The sequence below is a fragment of the Pseudomonas sp. A-1 genome (genome assembly GCF_004801855.1).
Lineage (GTDB): Bacteria > Pseudomonadota > Gammaproteobacteria > Pseudomonadales > Pseudomonadaceae > Geopseudomonas.
The window spans coordinates 1-14,171 of sequence record NZ_SSTC01000097.1; the positions used below are offsets into that span (position 1 = coordinate 1).

The following is a 14,171-nucleotide window of genomic DNA, read 5'->3' on the forward strand; positions in this document are numbered from 1 at the left end:
GCGCCCGCAGCGCGAGCCGCAGCAGCAGGCGCCGCGCGAGTCGCGTCCGGCCCCGCAGCAGCCGGCCGCCCAGCCGGCGCCGGACTACGACAGCTTCGACGACGATATCCCGTTCTGAGCCGAGGCAGTCCATCACCATGCGCATGCGCCTGATGCTGCTGGGCGGCGGTAATGCCCTGGGACAGGCGCTGCTGCGCCAGGGGGCTGAAGAGAACGTCGAGTTCCTCGCCCCGGTGCCGCCGCCGCAGGGCTGGGACCCGGCCAGCCTGACCGTGCTGCTCGACGAGCAGCGCCCGGACGCGCTGGTCAACTTGGCCTACTACCACGACTGGTTCCAGGCCGAGCAGATCGAGGCCGAACGGCTGTTCGTCCAGGAGCGCGCCATCGACCGCCTGGCCGAGCTGTGCCTGCACCACGAGATCGTCCTGCTGCAGCCGTCCAGCTACAAGGTGTTCGACGGCGCCCGCGCCACCGCCTACAGCGAGAAGGACGACATCCACCCGCTGAGCCTGCGCGGCCAGGCGCTATGGCGCTTCGAGCAGAGCGTGCGGGCCATCTGCCCGCGGCACATCCTGCTGCGTTTCGGCTGGCTGCTCGACGAGAGTCCGGAGGGGCGCATGGGCCGCCTGCTCCGGTGGGCGGAGAGCGGCGAGCCGCTGTGCCTCGCCGACGACCGACGCGGCAACCCGACCCCGGTGGACGACGCCGCGCGGGTGATCCTCGCGGTGCTCAAGCAGCTCGACTGCAATGCGCCGCTGTGGGGCACCTACCACTATGGCGGCATCGAGGCGACCACCAGCCTGGCCATGGGCCAGGCCACCCTGGCCGAGGCGCGCCGCCATCGCCCGGACATCCCCCAGGACTTCACCCCGCAGGCCCACGCCGAGCGTCCCGACGCGCCGGAAGAACCGCAGCATGCGGTGCTCGCCTGCCGGAAGATCCTCAACACCTTCGGCATCAAGCCGCGCGCCTGGCGCGCCGCCCTGCCGGCCGTCGTGGACCGCTACTACCGTCATGTCTGATACCCTGATCCTGGTCACCGGCGGCGCCGGCTTCATCGGCTCGCACCTGGCCGATGCCCTGCTGGCGCGCGGCCACCGCGTGCGCGTGCTGGACAACCTGTCCACCGGCAAGCGCGCCAACCTGCCGCTGGACAACCCGCGCCTCGAGCTGATCGAGGGCGACGTGGCCGACATCGGGGCGGTGCAGGCGGCGCTGGCTGGTTGCACCGCGGTGGCCCACCTGGCGGCGGTGGCCTCGGTGCAGGCCTCGGTGGACGATCCGGTCGGCACCCACCAGAGCAACTTCATCGGCACCCTCAACCTGTGCGAGGCCATGCGCGAGCAGGGCGTGCGCCGGGTGCTGTTCGCCTCCAGCGCGGCGGTGTACGGGCAGAACGGCGAAGGCACGGCCATCGACGAGGACACCCCCAAGGCGCCGCTGACCCCCTACGCCGCGGACAAGCTGGCCAGCGAGCATTACCTCGACTTCTACCGCCGCCAGCATGGCCTGGAACCGGCGATCTTCCGCTTCTTCAACATCTTCGGCCCGCGCCAGGATCCGTCCTCGCCGTATTCCGGGGTGATCAGCATCTTCGCCGAGCGCGCGCTGGCCGGCCTGCCGATCAGCGTGTTCGGCGACGGCGAGCAGACCCGCGACTTCGTCTACGTTGCCGACCTGGTGACGCTGCTGGTGCAGGCGCTGGAGGCGCCGCAGGTGGAGGCGGGGGCGGTGAACGTCGGCCTCGATCGCGCCACCAGCCTCAACCAGCTGCTGGCGGCGCTGGCGGACATCCTCGGTAACCTGCCGCCGGTGACCCATGGCGAGGCGCGTGCAGGCGATATCCGCCACTCGCGGGCGGACAACCGGCGCCTGCTGGCGCGCTTCGTCTTCCCCGAGCCGACGCCGCTGCGCGACGGGCTGGCGCGGCTGCTCGGCCGCTGAGCTGGTGTTGTCCGGCGCCTGTTGCAGCGGGTGGGCGGGATGGCAGAAACGACAAAGGCACCTTGCGGTGCCTTTGTCGTTTCTATCGCCGCTGGGGTGACGGGATCAGAACTTGTAGCCGAGGCCGACCATGTAGACCCACGGGTCGATGTCGACGTCGACGCTGACCTTGCCAGCACCTGCCAGATCGGCAGTGGCTTCGGTGTCGATGTCGATCCAGCGCAGCTGGGCGTTGAGCATGATGTTGTCGCTCAGCATGAAGTCGGCGCCGACCTGGGCTGCCAGGCCCCAGGAGTCGTCCAGCTCGAGGTTGCTGAAGCCTTGGCCGGTACGAGTGCTGTTCAGGTCTTCGTCGAAGAAGGTGGTGTAGTTGATGCCCAGGCCGACATAGGGCTGCACGGTGGACTTGCTGTCCAGCGGGTAGTAGACGGCGCTGAGGGTCGGCGGCAGGTGCTTGACGTCGGCGAAGCTGCCATCGAGACCACCCAGACCTTTCAGGCCTACGCTGTGTTCGAACGGAGTGGCGGCCAGCAGCTCGATGCCGACCTTGTCGGTGACCATGTAGACGAAGTTCAGGCCCAGCTGGGTGTCGCTGTCCAGAGTGGCCTGACCACCGAGCGGAGCTCCATTCAGCTTCACAGCAGAGCTGTCTTCGTTCGGGTCGACGGTGATGGCACCAGCGCGGGCGATGATGTCACCAGCCTCGAAAGCCTGGGCAAAGGGAGCAGCGACGGCCAGGGCCAGCAGGGAAGCGGTGAGAGTCTTGCGGATCATGGGAGAACTCCATCCAGATGTTCTGTATCGACTGGTGCCTATGCTAGCGGCCGGCCAGCAGTGGCTGCGTTGATCCAGCTCAACAATGGTCTACAGGAATATCAACGCGTTGCCTCATTCTTGCGGCAGTTCATACGGGCGGATGCGCTCGGCCTGCAGCTGGTAGCCGGCCTCGGCCAGCTCGCTGCTGCTGTGCGCGACGCGCAGCGTTCCCTCGATCCAGAACGGCTGCCAGAGGTCGTCGAGTGCCAGCTCCTGGGTGGTGCGCACGTGGACGATCTGGTTGGAGGGCGGCGGCGGCACGTGGATGCAGGCACCGAACCAGGGCACCAGGAGGAACTCGCGCACCCGGCCGGCCTCGTCGAGGTCCAGCGTCACCACGTAGCCGGGGATGCGCACCCGCTGGCCGTCCAGCGCCTCGGCCACCGGGGCGGCTGGCGACTGCTGGACGGCGGCCGGGCCGCTTTCCGCCGCCAGCGCGTCGGCCAGCTGCGACAGGTCGTGGAAGGCCTGGGGCGGCGGGGGCGGCGGCGCGCCTTCGGGGATCAGCTCCTGCCAGCTCAGGGTGCGCAGCGGCTCGGCCAGCAGCGGGGGGGCCAGCAGGGCCAGGGACAGCAGCAGCGCGCGCAGCATGGCGGGGCTCCAGGTGAGGGTCACAGACGGATGCTCAGGCCGTCGACCAGCGACTGCCGGTAGGCGCGCCAGGCCGGCAGCAGGCCGAGCAGCAGGGCGGCGGCTAGGCTGGCGGCGAGCAGCAGCCACTCGCGCTGGCTCGGGGCGGCGAGGGGCAGGAACAGGCCGTGGCGCGCCTGCAGGAAGTCCTGGCCGAGGGCGATGGCCAGGTACAGCAGGGCCAGGCCGAGCAGCAGGCCCGCCAGGGTCAGCACCAGGGCCTCGGCCAGCAGCAGGGCGGCGATCTGCCAGGGGCGGGCGCCGACCGAACGCAGGATGGCCATCTCGCGGCGGCGCTCGTTGAGGCTGGCCAGCAGCGCGGTGAGCATGCCGACCAGGCCGACCAGCACCACGCAGGCCGACACCGCCAGCAGCGCCTGCTCGGCGGTGCCCATCAGGCTCCATAGCTCCTGCAGGGCGACTCCGGGCAGGATCGCCAGCAGCGGCTCGCCGCGATACTCGTTGAGCGCCCGCTGCACGGCGAAGGTGGCGATGCGGTTGTCGAGGCCGAGCAGCACGGCGGTGATCGCCTGGGGCCTGAGGTCGAGCCGGCGCGCCTGCTCGGCGTCGATGCGCGCCGCACCGCGCGCCGGCATGCCGCCCTGCCAGTCGACGTGCAGCGCCTCCATGCCGGCCAGGGAGATGTGCAGGGTGCGATCCACCGGGGTGCCGGTGCGCGTCAGGATGCCGGTCACCCGGAACGGCTTGTCGTCGTGGCGGGTCAGGCTGATCGCGCCGACGCCGTGGGCCAGCACGATCTCGTCGCCGAGCCGGTAGCCGAGGGCGCGCGCCACCTCGGCGCCGAGCACCACCTCGAACAGGTCGGCGAACGGCCGGCCCGCGGCCAGCTGCAGGGCGCGGTCCTGGCCGTAGCGGTAATGCGTGAAGTAGTCGGTCGTGGTGCCGAGCACCCGGTAGCCGCGGTGCGAGTCGCCCAGCGACAGCGGGATGGCCCACTTGACCCGCGGCAGCGCGGCGATCTGCTGGTAGCTGTCCCAGCGGATGTTGTTGGTGGCGTTGCCGATGCGGAACACCGAGTAGAGCAGCAGGTTCACCGAGCCGGAGCGGGCGCCGACGATCAGGTCGGTGCCGCTGATGGTCGCGGCGAAGCTGCTGCGGGTTTCCGTGCGCACCCGCTCGACGGCGAGCAGCAGGCCCACCGACAGGGCGATCACCAGTACGGTGAGCAGGGCGGTGGCGCGGCGGTTGGCCAGACTGGCCAGGGCCAGGCGCAGCAGGTGCATGGCTCAGTCCTCCCTGTGGCTGGCGCGGTTGAGCTGGCCGAGCGCCAGCTCGCGGTCGAACAGCGGTGCCAGGCTGCGGTCGTGGCTGACGAACAGCAGGCTGGCGTCGGCGGCGCGGCATTCGGCGAACAGCAGCGCGAGGAAGGCCGCGCGGGCGTCGGCGTCCAGCGCCGAGGTCGGTTCGTCGGCGATCACCAGCTCCGGCTGACCGATCAGCGCACGGGCGGCGGCCACCCGCTGCTGCTGGCCGATCGACAGCTGGTCGGCGCGGCGGCCGTGCAGCGTGGCGTCGAGGCCCAGATGCTCGAGCAGGCCGGCGACGGCGGCGGCCACGCTGCCGTGGCGGCGGCGGGTGCGTTCGGCGCGCAGAGCGGAGAAGCGGCAGGGCAGGGCGACGTTGTCGCGCACCGAAAGGAAGGGCAGCAGGTTGAACTGCTGGAAGATGTAGCCGCTGTGGTCGACGCGGAAGCGGTCGCGGGCGCCGGCCGACAGGCGTGCCAGATCCTCGCCGAGCAGGCGCAAGCTGCCGCGCTGCGGCAGCTGCACGCCGCCGAGCAGGCCGAGCAGGGTGGTCTTGCCGCTGCCGCTCGGGCCGTGCAGGAACAGGCGTTCGCCGGCCTCCAGGCGGAAGGCCGGGATGTCCAGCAGCTCGGCCTGGCCGGGCCAGGCGAAGCCGAGGTCGGTGATGTCGATCAGCGCAGGATTCATCGGGGGCCGAAGATGGCGGGCGGAGCGGACTGCTTACCGGCGCGGGTCGCTGCGGTCAAGCGCTGGCCGCTCACAGCGCCAGGCGGCTGGCGCCGGCGCGCAGCTCGCCGCCCTGCTGGCCGCGCGGACCGATCAGCTGCACCTGTAGCCGGATGGTGGCGGGGAATGCACGGAACAGCGGGGCCGCGTCGAGGGCGTCGAGGGCCGCGGGCGCGCGGCAGTCGAAGCGGTAGCGGGCATGGACTTCGCTGTGCGCGTCGCCATGCTCGTCGTGCTCGTCGTGCTCGTCGTGCTCGTCGTGCTCGTCGTGCTCGTCGTGCTCGTCGTGCGCATGATCCGTGGCGGCGAACAGCGGGCTGTCCAGCTGCTGCGCGGTCAGCCGGCAGTCGGCCGCAGCGGGCAGGTCGAACAGGGCCTGCGCCTGGCCCAGTTGCTCCCGCAGGCGGGCGACCTGGCGGTGCTCCTCGGCGCTGCGCGGGGCATGCTCGAAGCCCAGCAGGTTGGCCGCCGGACTGCGCAGCTCGAGTTCGAGGACGCCGCCCTCCAGCGCCACGTCCAGTTCGCCGACGCCGTGCTCGTGGCGGCCCAGACTGGCCTGCGCGTGGGCATGCTCGTGCTCGCCGGCGACGGCCAGGGGCGACAGGAGGAGAGGCAGGATCAGCAGCAGGTGCATGGCAGGGCTCCGTTGGCCGGAAATGGGTTTAGTTACGTTATAACAAGTTTTGCGCCTGGCGGGCCAGCGCCGCTTGGCGGGGACGGGCCGGCATGGGAGCATGCCGCCATCGGCATGAGGAGGCGGGCGATGCGAATTCACGGGCGGGTCGGCGACTGGGCGGTGGATCTGACGGTCGAGCTGGACGGTGCGGAATGGGCGCAGTTGCGTGGGGGGCTGCCGGCAGTGGCGGACGAGGCGCCCCCGGCCGGCGCGCCCGCAACTGCTCCGGCCACCGCCGGCGACCGGCTGTGGGCGCTGGCCCAGGAGCTGCTGCGCCGCGCCGGTGCGCTGGACGGGCCGCAGCTGTTCGCCGAACTGAGCGCCCTGGCCGGCGGCGAGGAGGCGGGCAAGCGCCTGCTGGTGCGCCTGCGCCACTGCCCGCAGGTGGCGGTCGAAGCCGCTGGCGATGCGCCGGTGTACCGCTGGACCGGCGCGGTGGCCGATCAGTAGAGGGCCTGGTACAGCTTGCGGCGGTAGCTGATCACCAGCGGGTGCTCGTTGCCGAGCAGGTCGAACACCTGCACCAGGGTCTTGCGCGGCAGGTCGTCGCCATAGTCGCGGTTGCGCATGAACAGGCGCAGCAGGCCGTCCAGGGCGGTTTCGTACTGCTGGCGGGCGAGCTGGTGGATGGCCAGCTGGAAGGCCGCCTCGTCGTCGCCGGCGTCCTGGGCCAGGCGGCTCTTCAGCTCGGCGGCCTCGGGCAGGCTGGCGACCTGGCGCAGGAAGGTCAGCTGGGCGCGGGCGCCGGCCAGCTCCTGCCTGTGCTCGTCGCCCTTGACCGCATCCAGCACCGCCTGCGCCTCGTCCAGCGCGCCGCGCTCGGCCAGGCAGCGTGCGTAGAGGATCAGCGCCGCGGCGTTCTGGTTGTCCTCGGTGAGCAGCTGCTGCAGCAGCTGTTCGGCGGCGGCGATCTGCCCGGCGGCGTACTGGGCGCGGGCGCTGTCCAGCAGGTCGGCCTGCGGCGCGGCCGGCTCCTGCACGTGCGGCTCGAGCATGGCGCGGATCGCCGATTCCGGCTGGGCGCCGGCGAAGCCGTCGACCGGCTGGCCATCCTTGAACAGCACCACGGTGGGCAGGCTGCGGATGCCGAAGCGCATGACGATGTCCTGCTCGACGTCGCAGTTGACCTTGGCCAGCAGCAGCTCGCCCTGGTAGCCCTCGGCGATCTTCGCCAGCAGCGGCATCAGCGCCTTGCACGGCGCGCACCACTCGGCCCAGAAGTCCACCAGCACCGGCTTGTGGAAGGAGTTTTCGATCACCAGCTGCTCGAAGCTGGCGGTGGTGACGTCGAAGATGTACGGGGTTGCGCTCATCGGGACTCTCGCAGCGGGTGCCTGCCGCGCAGGCACGGGAAAAGTGCGTGCATGGTAAGTGGGGGCGCGCGCGGCGGGAAGCAAGGGCGGGGGCGCGGTGCGGCTCAGTGCGGCGGCCGGAAGCGCGGCAGTCGCAGCCCGGGCACCAGCGGCCAGTTGCCCAGCCCGAGGTAGCGCACGCCGCGCGGCGTGTTCTCCGAGGCGTAGAGGACGAAGCGCTCGACCGGCCAGGCGAAGTCGGGGTGCGCCTCGCGCGGGCGGGCGCCGGCATGCCGCACCAGGGTCAGGTGGGCGCGCAGCGGCCGGGTGTCGAGGGCGATGCCGCTGGCCAGCAGGCGCTGCTGCAGCTCGCCGGCCAGCGCCGCCAGCTCATCGGGCATCCGGCTCGGCTCCAGCCACAGCAGGCCCTGGCGGCCACCGCCGAGACGGTCGAGGCGCAGCTCGAAGGGAGGCGCCTCGATGGCGGCGGCGAGCAGCTGCAGTTCCTCCAGGCGTGCGCTCGGCTGCTGGCCGAGGAAGGCCAGGGTCAGGTGCAGGTTCTCCGCCGCCACCGGCTTGCCGCCCAGGCCCAGACCGTCGCGCCAGGTGCAGATGGCCTCGGCAGTGTCGCGCGGGCAGGGCAGGGCGAAGAACAGGCGCAGGGTGTCGGTCGGCATGGCGGCGCTCCCGGGAGTCGATCTCCTGAAGTATCGCCCTGCCTGGTGCGATGCGCCCGCCGTTCAGCCGCGCTGCGCGTGATACAGGCTGACCTTGCGGAATTCGTGGGGCTCGGCGAGATCCGGCAGGGTGCAGGCGTCCAGCACCGCCAGGCGCCGGTACAGCGGATGCTGGAAGTCGCGCACCCGCGAGTCGGCGACCAGCGCCTCGCGGCCGCGCGACAGGAAGGCGTCCAGCAGCGGCAGGTTGGCGCGGTCGTAGAGCACGTCGGCGACCAGGATCAGGTCGAAGCGGTCCGCCTCGGCGAAGAAGTCCGTCGAGTAGCCCAGTTCCACGCCGTTCAGCGCCGCGTTGGCGCGGCAGGCAGCCAGCGCCAGCGGGTCGAGGTCGCAGGCCACCACCTCGGCGGCGCCGGCCCGCGCCGCGGCGATGCCGGCCACGCCGGAGCCGGCGCCGAAGTCGAGTACGCGCCGGCCACGCACCCACTCCGGCCGTTCGGCCAGCCAGCGCGCCAGCGCCAGGCCGCTCGCCCAGCAGAAGCACCAGTACGGCGGCTCCTCGAGGATGAGCCGGGTCTCCTCGGCGTCGAAGGGGCGGTCCATGTTGGCGGGGTCGATCAGCCACAGGCGCAGATCGCTGCCCGGCAGCGGGGTGGCGGTGAGGCGCGCGGCGCCGAGCAGGGCGCGCAGCGGGTCGAGCAGTTCGGCGGGCGGGACGGGCATGGGCGGCTCCGGGCGGTTGGTCGGGCGCCCTTATAACCCGCCGGCGGCGGCTTGTCTTGGCGATGCCATCGGTTACCATGACCGCCACATCCATCCGCTGGCCGAACCACCATGCACTGTCCCTTCTGCGGCGCCCACGACACCAAGGTCATCGACTCGCGACTGGTCGCCGAGGGCCAGCAGGTGCGCCGACGTCGCGAGTGCCTGGCCTGCCAGGAGCGCTTCACCACCTTCGAGACCGCCGAGCTGGTGATGCCGCGGCTGATCAAGTCCGACGGCACCCGCCAGCCGTTCGACGAGGACAAGCTGCGCGCCGGCATGCAGCGCGCGCTGGAGAAGCGCCCGGTCAGCGTCGAGCGCCTCGAGGAGGCGATCGCCCACATCAAGCACAAGCTGCGCGCCACCGGCGAGCGTGAGGTCAGGTCGCGGGTGGTCGGCGAACTGGTGATGGACGAGCTGCGCCGCCTCGACGAGGTGGCCTACATCCGCTTCGCCTCGGTCTACCGCCACTTCCAGGACCTCGACCAGTTCCGCGAGGAAATCGAGCGCCTGTCCCGCGAACCCAGCAAGGGTTGATTCCATGCAAGATGCTGCAAGGGCCTGCGACCAGGCCTACATGGCGCGCGCGCTCGAGCTGGCGCGCCGTGGCCTGTTCTCCACCCATCCCAACCCGCGCGTCGGCTGCGTGATAGTCGCCGCCGGCGGCGAGATCGTCGGCGAAGGCTGGCATGTGCGCGCCGGCGAGCCGCACGCCGAAGTGCACGCCCTGCGCCAGGCCGGCGAGCGCGCGCGCGGCGCCACCGCCTACGTCACCCTCGAGCCGTGCAGTCACCACGGGCGCACTCCGCCGTGCGCCGCGGCGCTGGTCAGGGCCGGCGTCGGCCGCGTGGTGGCGGCCATGCAGGACCCCAATCCGCTGGTGGGCGGGCGCGGCCTGGCGCTGCTGCGCGCGGCCGGCATCGAGGTGGCCAGCGGCGTGCTCGAGCAGGAGGCCCGCGATCTGAATGCCGGCTTCGTCAGGCGCATGGAGCAGGGCCTGCCGCTGGTGCGGGTCAAGCTGGCGATGAGCCTGGACGGCCGCACCGCCATGGCCAGCGGCGAGAGCCAGTGGATCACCGGCGCGCCCGCCCGCGCCGCGGTGCAGCGCCTGCGCGCGCGCTCCAGCGTGATCATCAGCGGCGCCGACACCGTGCTGGCCGACAACGCGCGCCTCACCGTGCGTCCCGACGAACTGGAGGTGGACGCCGAGCAGGCGGCGCTGGCCGCCGCCCGGCCGCCGCTGCGCGTACTGATCGACGGCCAGCTGCGCGTGCCGCTGTCCGCCGCCTTCTTCCAGGCCGGCCCGGCGATGGTGGCCTGCTGCGACGACGACGGCCGCGCCGACGAATACCGCGCCGCCGGCCATGCGCTGCTGCGCCTGCCGCGCGGTGACGGCCACGTCGACCTGCGCCTGCTGCTCGCCGAGCTGGCCGCCGCCGGTGCCAACGAGGTGCTGGTCGAGGCCGGCCCGCGCCTGGCCGGCGCCTTCGCCCGCGAAGGGCTGGTCGACGAGTACCAGATATTCATGGCGCCGCAGCTGCTCGGCTCCGGCGCCCGGCCGCTGCTCGACTGGCCGCTGGAGCGCATGGCCGAGGCGCCGCAGCTGGCCATCCGCGACATCCGCGCGGTGGGCCGCGACTGGCGGATCATCGCGGTGCCGGCCTGATCGCCAGCCGGCGTCATCCCCGATCCAGACGTGCTCCGCCGCGGCGAAAATGTGGTACAAAGTCCCGCGCGGCCGCCAACGGCCGCGACGTTCTCAGGGCGGGGTGCAATTCCCCACCGGCGGTGATGGCGCGCAGCGCCCAGCCCGCGAGCGCCTGCCTTGCCCCGACCGGGGACGGCAGGGTCAGCAGATCCGGTGCGATTCCGGAGCCGACGGTGACAGTCCGGATGAGAGAGAGCGGGATTCCTGCCACGGGGCGGCTAGGCCGCACCCGCGCGATCCCTTTCTGTCCAGCGCCCTGTTTTGACCAAAACAGGAGTTCGACCATGCAAGCGAATACCCCCAGCGCGGTGCGGGAGGCCTGATGTTCACCGGAATCATCGAAGCCATCGGCAGCATCCGCGCCATGACCCCCAAGGGCGGCGACGTGCGCGTCTACGTCGCCACCGGCAAGCTCGATCTTGCCGACGTCAAGCTCGGCGACAGCATCGCGGTCAACGGCACCTGCCTGACTGCGGTGGAACTGCCCGGCGACGGCTTCTGGGCCGACGTCAGCCGCGAGACCATCACCCGCACCGCCTTCGTCGACCTCAAGGTCGGCAGCCGGGTCAACCTGGAGAAGGCGCTGACCCCGACCACCCGCCTCGGCGGCCATCTGGTCAGCGGCCACGTCGACGGCGTCGGCGAGATCGTCTCGCGCGCCGATAACGCCCGCGCCATCCAGTTCCGCGTGCGTGCGCCGCGCGAGCTGGCCAGGTACATCGCCCTCAAGGGCTCGATCACCGTCGACGGCGTGAGCCTGACGGTCAACGCGGTGGATGGCGCCGAGTTCGAGCTGACCATCGTGCCGCACACCCTGCAGGAAACCATCATGGCCGACTACCAGGCCGGGCGCCGGGTCAACCTCGAGGTCGACCTGCTGGCGCGCTACCTGGAGCGTCTGCTGCTCGGCGACAAGGCCGCCGAGCCGGCCGCCGCCGGCATCACCGAGGCATTCCTCGCCGAACACGGCTTCCTCAAGGGCTGAGAGCCCTTCCACCACAGCATTGACAAGGGGGTGCCCGTGGCACTCGACAACATCGCCGATCTGATCGAAGACATCCGCCAGGGCAAGATGGTCATCCTCATGGATGACGAGGACCGCGAGAACGAGGGCGACCTGATCATGGCCGCCGAATGCGTGCGCGCCGAGGACATCAACTTCATGGCCAAGCACGCCCGCGGCCTGATCTGCATGCCGATGGACCGCGCGCGCTGCGAGCGCCTCGGCCTGCCGCTGATGGTGCAGCGCAACGGCTCGGGCTTCGGCACCAAGTTCACCGTGTCCATCGAGGCCGCCGAGGGGGTGACCACCGGCATCTCCGCCGCCGACCGCGCGCGCACCGTGCAGGCCGCCGCCGCCCGCGACGCCAAGGCCGAGGACATCGTCAGCCCCGGCCACATCTTCCCGCTGATGGCCCAGCCCGGCGGCGTGCTGGCGCGCGCCGGCCACACCGAGGCGGCCTGCGACCTGGCGCGCATGGCCGGCTTCGGCGCCAGCGGGGTGATCTGCGAGATCATGAACGACGACGGCAGCATGGCCCGTCGCCCGGAGCTGGAGAAGTTCGCCGCCGAGCACGGCATCAGGATCGGCACCATCGCCGACCTGATCCACTACCGCCTGGTCCACGAGCGCACCGTCGAGCGCGTCTCCGAGCGGGCGCTGGACAGCGAGCTGGGCCAGTTCAAGCTGATCACCTACCGCGACGAGGTCGAGGGCCAGGTGCACCTGGCGCTGCTCAAGGGCGAGATCAAGGCCGACGAGCCGACCCTGGTGCGCGTGCACAACATGGACCCGCTGCGCGACCTGCTGTGCGTCAAGCGCCCGGGGCGCTGGAGCCTGCGCGCGGCCATGCAGACGGTCGCCGAGCAGGGCAGCGGCGTGGTCCTGCTGCTCAACCACGCGATCAGCGGCAACGAGCTGCTCGAGCTGGTCGAGCAGCAGCTCGGCGAGGCCAAGCCGGCCGAGCCGACCACCTACAGCACCGTCGGCGCCGGCTCGCAGATCCTCCGCGACCTGGGCGTACGCAAGATGCGCCTGCTCAGCTCGCCGGTGAAGTTCAACGCGATATCCGGCTTCGATCTGGAAGTTGTAGAATACGTGACCTGCGACTGAACGCGATCAACGCACATCCTCTCGGGGCGCACTGGCGCCCCGGCTCTTTATCTGGAATCCGTCCCATGACCCTGAAGACCATCGAAGGTACCTTCATCGCCCCCAAAGGCCGTTACGCCCTGGTGGTCGGCCGCTTCAACAGCTTCGTCGTCGAGAGCCTGGTGCAGGGCGCCATCGACGCCCTGGTGCGTCACGGTGTCAGCGAGAGCGAGCTGACCATCATCCGCGCGCCGGGCGCCTTCGAGATCCCGCTGGTCGCCCAGAAGGTCGCCCAGCGCGGCGAGTTCGACGCCATCATCGCCCTCGGCGCGGTGATCCGCGGCGGTACCCCGCACTTCGAGTACGTCGCCGGCGAGTGCACCAAGGGCCTGGCCCAGGTGTCCCTGCAGTTCGGCGTGCCGGTCGCCTTCGGCGTGCTGACCGTCGACTCCATCGAGCAGGCCATCGAGCGCTCCGGCACCAAGGCCGGCAACAAGGGCGCCGAAGCCGCGCTGTCCGCCCTGGAAATGGTCAGCCTGCTGGCGCAGCTGGAGGCCAAGTGAGCGAGCACGACAAGCCGGCAGGCAAGCCCGCCAAGCCGAACAAGATCGCCATGCGCCAGAAGGCGCGCAGCCTGGCCCTGCAGGCCCTGTACTCCTGGCAGATGGCCGGCCAGTCGCTCAACGAGATCGAAGCGCAGTTCCGCACCGACAACGACTTCAGCGATGTCGACGGCGCCTACTTCCACGAGATCCTGCATGGCGTGCCGCGCCTGAAGGGCGAGCTGGACGAGGCCTTCTCGCCCTGCCTCGACCGCCCGCTGGAGGAAATCGATCCGGTCGAGCTGGCGATCCTGCGCCTGTCCACCTACGAGCTGCGCAACCGCGTCGACGTGCCCTATCGCGTGGTGATCAACGAAGGCATCGAGCTGGCCAAGGTCTACGGCGCCACCGACGGCCACAAGTTCGTCAACGGCGTGCTCGACAAGCTGGCCCCGCGCCTGCGCGGCGCCGAAGTGCGCGGCAAGCGCAGCTGATCCCTCGCCCATGGCCGGTCTCGGCGAATTCGCGCTGATCCGTCAGTTCTTCGCCGCGGCCGCCTGCGCCGCGCCGGCCGCCGGCGTGGCGCGCGGCATCGGCGACGACTGCGCGCTGCTGCAGCTGCCGCCCGGCGAGCAGCTGGCGGTCTCCACCGACACCCAGGTCGCCGGGGTGCACTTTCCCGCACAGCACGATCCCTTCCTGCTCGCCCAGCGCGTGCTGGCCGCCGCCGCCAGCGATCTCGCCGCCATGGGCGCCGCGCCGCTCGGCTTCACCCTGGCGCTGACCCTGCCCGCCGCCGACCCGGTCTGGCTGGAGGGTTTCGCCCGTGGCCTCGACGCCATGGCGCGCGCCTGCCAACTGGCCCTGATCGGCGGCGACACCACCCGCGGTCCGCTCAACATCAACGTCACCGTGTTCGGCGCCCTGCCGGCCGGGCAGGCCCTGCTGCGCTCGGGCGCGCGCCCGGGGGATCTCGTGTGCATCGGCGGGCCGACCGGCGAGGCCGCCGCGGCGCTGCCGCTGGTGCTCGGCGAGCGCGAG

Annotated in this window: 18 protein-coding genes, 1 pseudogene and 1 riboswitch; of the genes and pseudogenes, 11 read left to right on the forward strand and 8 right to left on the reverse strand. The window is 71.5% G+C overall.

The genetic code is table 11. From position 1 onward, the window contains the following. The 3 genes and pseudogenes from E5198_RS17750 to E5198_RS17760 all read left to right on the forward strand — a co-directional run. A pseudogene (locus E5198_RS17750) lies at positions 1 to 118 on the forward strand (single-stranded DNA-binding protein); the annotation flags it as partial. Positions 119 to 137: 19 nt separating this feature from the next. Continuing rightward, positions 138 to 1,022 carry a sugar nucleotide-binding protein gene (locus E5198_RS17755; RefSeq protein ID WP_136491288.1) on the forward strand — a complete coding sequence of 295 codons (885 nt, stop codon included), beginning with the start codon at positions 138 to 140 and terminating at the stop codon, positions 1,020 to 1,022. Then, positions 1,015 to 1,944 carry an NAD-dependent epimerase/dehydratase family protein gene (locus tag E5198_RS17760; protein ID WP_136491289.1) on the forward strand — a complete coding sequence of 310 codons (930 nt, stop codon included), beginning with the start codon at positions 1,015 to 1,017 and terminating at the stop codon, positions 1,942 to 1,944. Before E5198_RS17755 ends, E5198_RS17760 begins: the two co-directional genes overlap by 8 nt. Before the next feature lie 105 nt (positions 1,945 to 2,049). Here the strand turns inward: E5198_RS17760 and E5198_RS17765 are convergent, their stop codons facing one another. From E5198_RS17765 to E5198_RS17785, 5 genes are all read right to left on the reverse strand, one after another. Then, positions 2,050 to 2,718: an OmpW family protein gene (locus E5198_RS17765; protein WP_136491290.1), complete on the reverse strand. Its 669-nt coding sequence runs from the start codon at positions 2,716 to 2,718 to the stop codon at positions 2,050 to 2,052. A 114-nt stretch (positions 2,719 to 2,832) separates the two neighbouring features. Then, the gene (locus E5198_RS17770; RefSeq protein WP_136491291.1) at positions 2,833 to 3,351 is read right to left on the reverse strand and encodes a DUF3299 domain-containing protein; all 519 of its coding nucleotides are present in this window, start codon (positions 3,349 to 3,351) and stop codon (positions 2,833 to 2,835) included. A 20-nt stretch (positions 3,352 to 3,371) separates the two neighbouring features. Beyond that, positions 3,372 to 4,634, reverse strand: coding sequence for an ABC transporter permease (locus E5198_RS17775; RefSeq protein ID WP_136491292.1), 1,263 nt, complete (start codon positions 4,632 to 4,634; stop codon positions 3,372 to 3,374). Between the two features lie 3 nt (positions 4,635 to 4,637). Then, positions 4,638 to 5,342: an ATP-binding cassette domain-containing protein gene (locus E5198_RS17780; protein ID WP_136491293.1), complete on the reverse strand. Its 705-nt coding sequence runs from the start codon at positions 5,340 to 5,342 to the stop codon at positions 4,638 to 4,640. A gap of 70 nt (positions 5,343 to 5,412) precedes the next feature. After that, positions 5,413 to 6,015, reverse strand: coding sequence for a DUF2796 domain-containing protein (locus E5198_RS17785; protein ID WP_136491294.1), 603 nt, complete (start codon positions 6,013 to 6,015; stop codon positions 5,413 to 5,415). 129 nt (positions 6,016 to 6,144) lie between these two features. Between E5198_RS17785 and E5198_RS17790 the strand changes: the two genes are divergently transcribed. Beyond that, the gene (locus E5198_RS17790) at positions 6,145 to 6,507 is read left to right on the forward strand and encodes a hypothetical protein (protein ID WP_136491295.1); all 363 of its coding nucleotides are present in this window, start codon (positions 6,145 to 6,147) and stop codon (positions 6,505 to 6,507) included. Here E5198_RS17790 and trxA read toward each other — a convergent pair. The 3 genes from trxA to E5198_RS17805 form a co-directional block, all read right to left on the reverse strand. Continuing rightward, the gene (trxA, locus tag E5198_RS17795) at positions 6,501 to 7,370 is read right to left on the reverse strand and encodes a thioredoxin (RefSeq protein ID WP_136491296.1); all 870 of its coding nucleotides are present in this window, start codon (positions 7,368 to 7,370) and stop codon (positions 6,501 to 6,503) included. The two genes, E5198_RS17790 and trxA, sit on opposite strands and share 7 nt — an antisense overlap. 104 nt (positions 7,371 to 7,474) lie before the next feature. Continuing rightward, on the reverse strand, positions 7,475 to 8,026 hold the full coding sequence (thpR, locus tag E5198_RS17800; protein WP_136491297.1) for an RNA 2',3'-cyclic phosphodiesterase: 552 nt from the start codon (positions 8,024 to 8,026) through the stop codon (positions 7,475 to 7,477). Positions 8,027 to 8,089: 63 nt separating this feature from the next. Further along, positions 8,090 to 8,749 (reverse strand): methyltransferase, encoded by a 660-nt coding sequence (locus E5198_RS17805; RefSeq protein WP_136491298.1) that lies wholly within the window; start codon positions 8,747 to 8,749, stop codon positions 8,090 to 8,092. Positions 8,750 to 8,860: 111 nt separating this feature from the next. Here E5198_RS17805 and nrdR point away from each other — a divergent pair, with 111 nt between their 5' ends. The 7 genes from nrdR to E5198_RS17840 all read left to right on the forward strand — a co-directional run. Further along, positions 8,861 to 9,325 (forward strand): transcriptional regulator NrdR, encoded by a 465-nt coding sequence (gene nrdR, locus E5198_RS17810; protein ID WP_136491299.1) that lies wholly within the window; start codon positions 8,861 to 8,863, stop codon positions 9,323 to 9,325. Between the two features lie 4 nt (positions 9,326 to 9,329). Beyond that, on the forward strand, positions 9,330 to 10,454 hold the full coding sequence (ribD, locus tag E5198_RS17815) for a bifunctional diaminohydroxyphosphoribosylaminopyrimidine deaminase/5-amino-6-(5-phosphoribosylamino)uracil reductase RibD (protein WP_178084095.1): 1,125 nt from the start codon (positions 9,330 to 9,332) through the stop codon (positions 10,452 to 10,454). 85 nt (positions 10,455 to 10,539) lie between these two features. After that, a riboswitch (FMN riboswitch) is annotated at positions 10,540 to 10,697 on the forward strand. A gap of 121 nt (positions 10,698 to 10,818) precedes the next feature. Continuing rightward, entirely contained in the window at positions 10,819 to 11,481 is a 663-nt protein-coding gene (locus tag E5198_RS17820; RefSeq protein ID WP_136491300.1) for a riboflavin synthase, read from the forward strand. A gap of 36 nt (positions 11,482 to 11,517) precedes the next feature. Next, a complete protein-coding gene (gene ribBA / locus E5198_RS17825; protein ID WP_136491301.1) occupies positions 11,518 to 12,609 on the forward strand; it encodes a bifunctional 3,4-dihydroxy-2-butanone-4-phosphate synthase/GTP cyclohydrolase II in 1,092 nt (363 codons plus the stop codon). Between the two features lie 65 nt (positions 12,610 to 12,674). Next, positions 12,675 to 13,151 carry a 6,7-dimethyl-8-ribityllumazine synthase gene (gene ribE, locus E5198_RS17830; protein WP_090306466.1) on the forward strand — a complete coding sequence of 159 codons (477 nt, stop codon included), beginning with the start codon at positions 12,675 to 12,677 and terminating at the stop codon, positions 13,149 to 13,151. A gap of 50 nt (positions 13,152 to 13,201) precedes the next feature. After that, positions 13,202 to 13,624: a transcription antitermination factor NusB gene (gene nusB, locus E5198_RS17835; protein ID WP_218569069.1), complete on the forward strand. Its 423-nt coding sequence runs from the start codon at positions 13,202 to 13,204 to the stop codon at positions 13,622 to 13,624. Between the two features lie 10 nt (positions 13,625 to 13,634). Then, positions 13,635 to 14,171, forward strand: a 537-nt coding sequence (locus E5198_RS17840) for an AIR synthase related protein (protein ID WP_256659185.1), incomplete at its 3' end; no start/stop codon positions are given.

Excerpts from the sequence above, each read along its gene's own strand:
- E5198_RS17785 (WP_136491294.1), bottom strand. The coding sequence starts at position 6,015 with ATGCACCTGCTGCTGATCCTGCCTCTCCTCCTGTCGCCCCTGGCCGTC.
- trxA (WP_136491296.1), bottom strand. The coding sequence starts at position 7,370 with ATGAGCGCAACCCCGTACATCTTCGACGTCACCACCGCCAGCTTCGAG.
- E5198_RS17790 (WP_136491295.1), top strand. The coding sequence starts at position 6,145 with ATGCGAATTCACGGGCGGGTCGGCGACTGGGCGGTGGATCTGACGGTC.
- E5198_RS17780 (WP_136491293.1), bottom strand. The coding sequence starts at position 5,342 with ATGAATCCTGCGCTGATCGACATCACCGACCTCGGCTTCGCCTGGCCC.
- nrdR (WP_136491299.1), top strand. The coding sequence starts at position 8,861 with ATGCACTGTCCCTTCTGCGGCGCCCACGACACCAAGGTCATCGACTCG.
- E5198_RS17775 (WP_136491292.1), bottom strand. The coding sequence starts at position 4,634 with ATGCACCTGCTGCGCCTGGCCCTGGCCAGTCTGGCCAACCGCCGCGCC.
- E5198_RS17805 (WP_136491298.1), bottom strand. The coding sequence starts at position 8,749 with ATGCCCGTCCCGCCCGCCGAACTGCTCGACCCGCTGCGCGCCCTGCTC.
- E5198_RS17765 (WP_136491290.1), bottom strand. The coding sequence starts at position 2,718 with ATGATCCGCAAGACTCTCACCGCTTCCCTGCTGGCCCTGGCCGTCGCT.
- E5198_RS17820 (WP_136491300.1), top strand. The coding sequence starts at position 10,819 with ATGTTCACCGGAATCATCGAAGCCATCGGCAGCATCCGCGCCATGACC.
- E5198_RS17770 (WP_136491291.1), bottom strand. The coding sequence starts at position 3,351 with ATGCTGCGCGCGCTGCTGCTGTCCCTGGCCCTGCTGGCCCCCCCGCTG.
- E5198_RS17755 (WP_136491288.1), top strand. The coding sequence starts at position 138 with ATGCGCATGCGCCTGATGCTGCTGGGCGGCGGTAATGCCCTGGGACAG.
- ribE (WP_090306466.1), top strand. The coding sequence starts at position 12,675 with ATGACCCTGAAGACCATCGAAGGTACCTTCATCGCCCCCAAAGGCCGT.
- E5198_RS17760 (WP_136491289.1), top strand. The coding sequence starts at position 1,015 with ATGTCTGATACCCTGATCCTGGTCACCGGCGGCGCCGGCTTCATCGGC.
- thpR (WP_136491297.1), bottom strand. The coding sequence starts at position 8,026 with ATGCCGACCGACACCCTGCGCCTGTTCTTCGCCCTGCCCTGCCCGCGC.
- ribD (WP_178084095.1), top strand. The coding sequence starts at position 9,330 with ATGCAAGATGCTGCAAGGGCCTGCGACCAGGCCTACATGGCGCGCGCG.
- nusB (WP_218569069.1), top strand. The coding sequence starts at position 13,202 with ATGCGCCAGAAGGCGCGCAGCCTGGCCCTGCAGGCCCTGTACTCCTGG.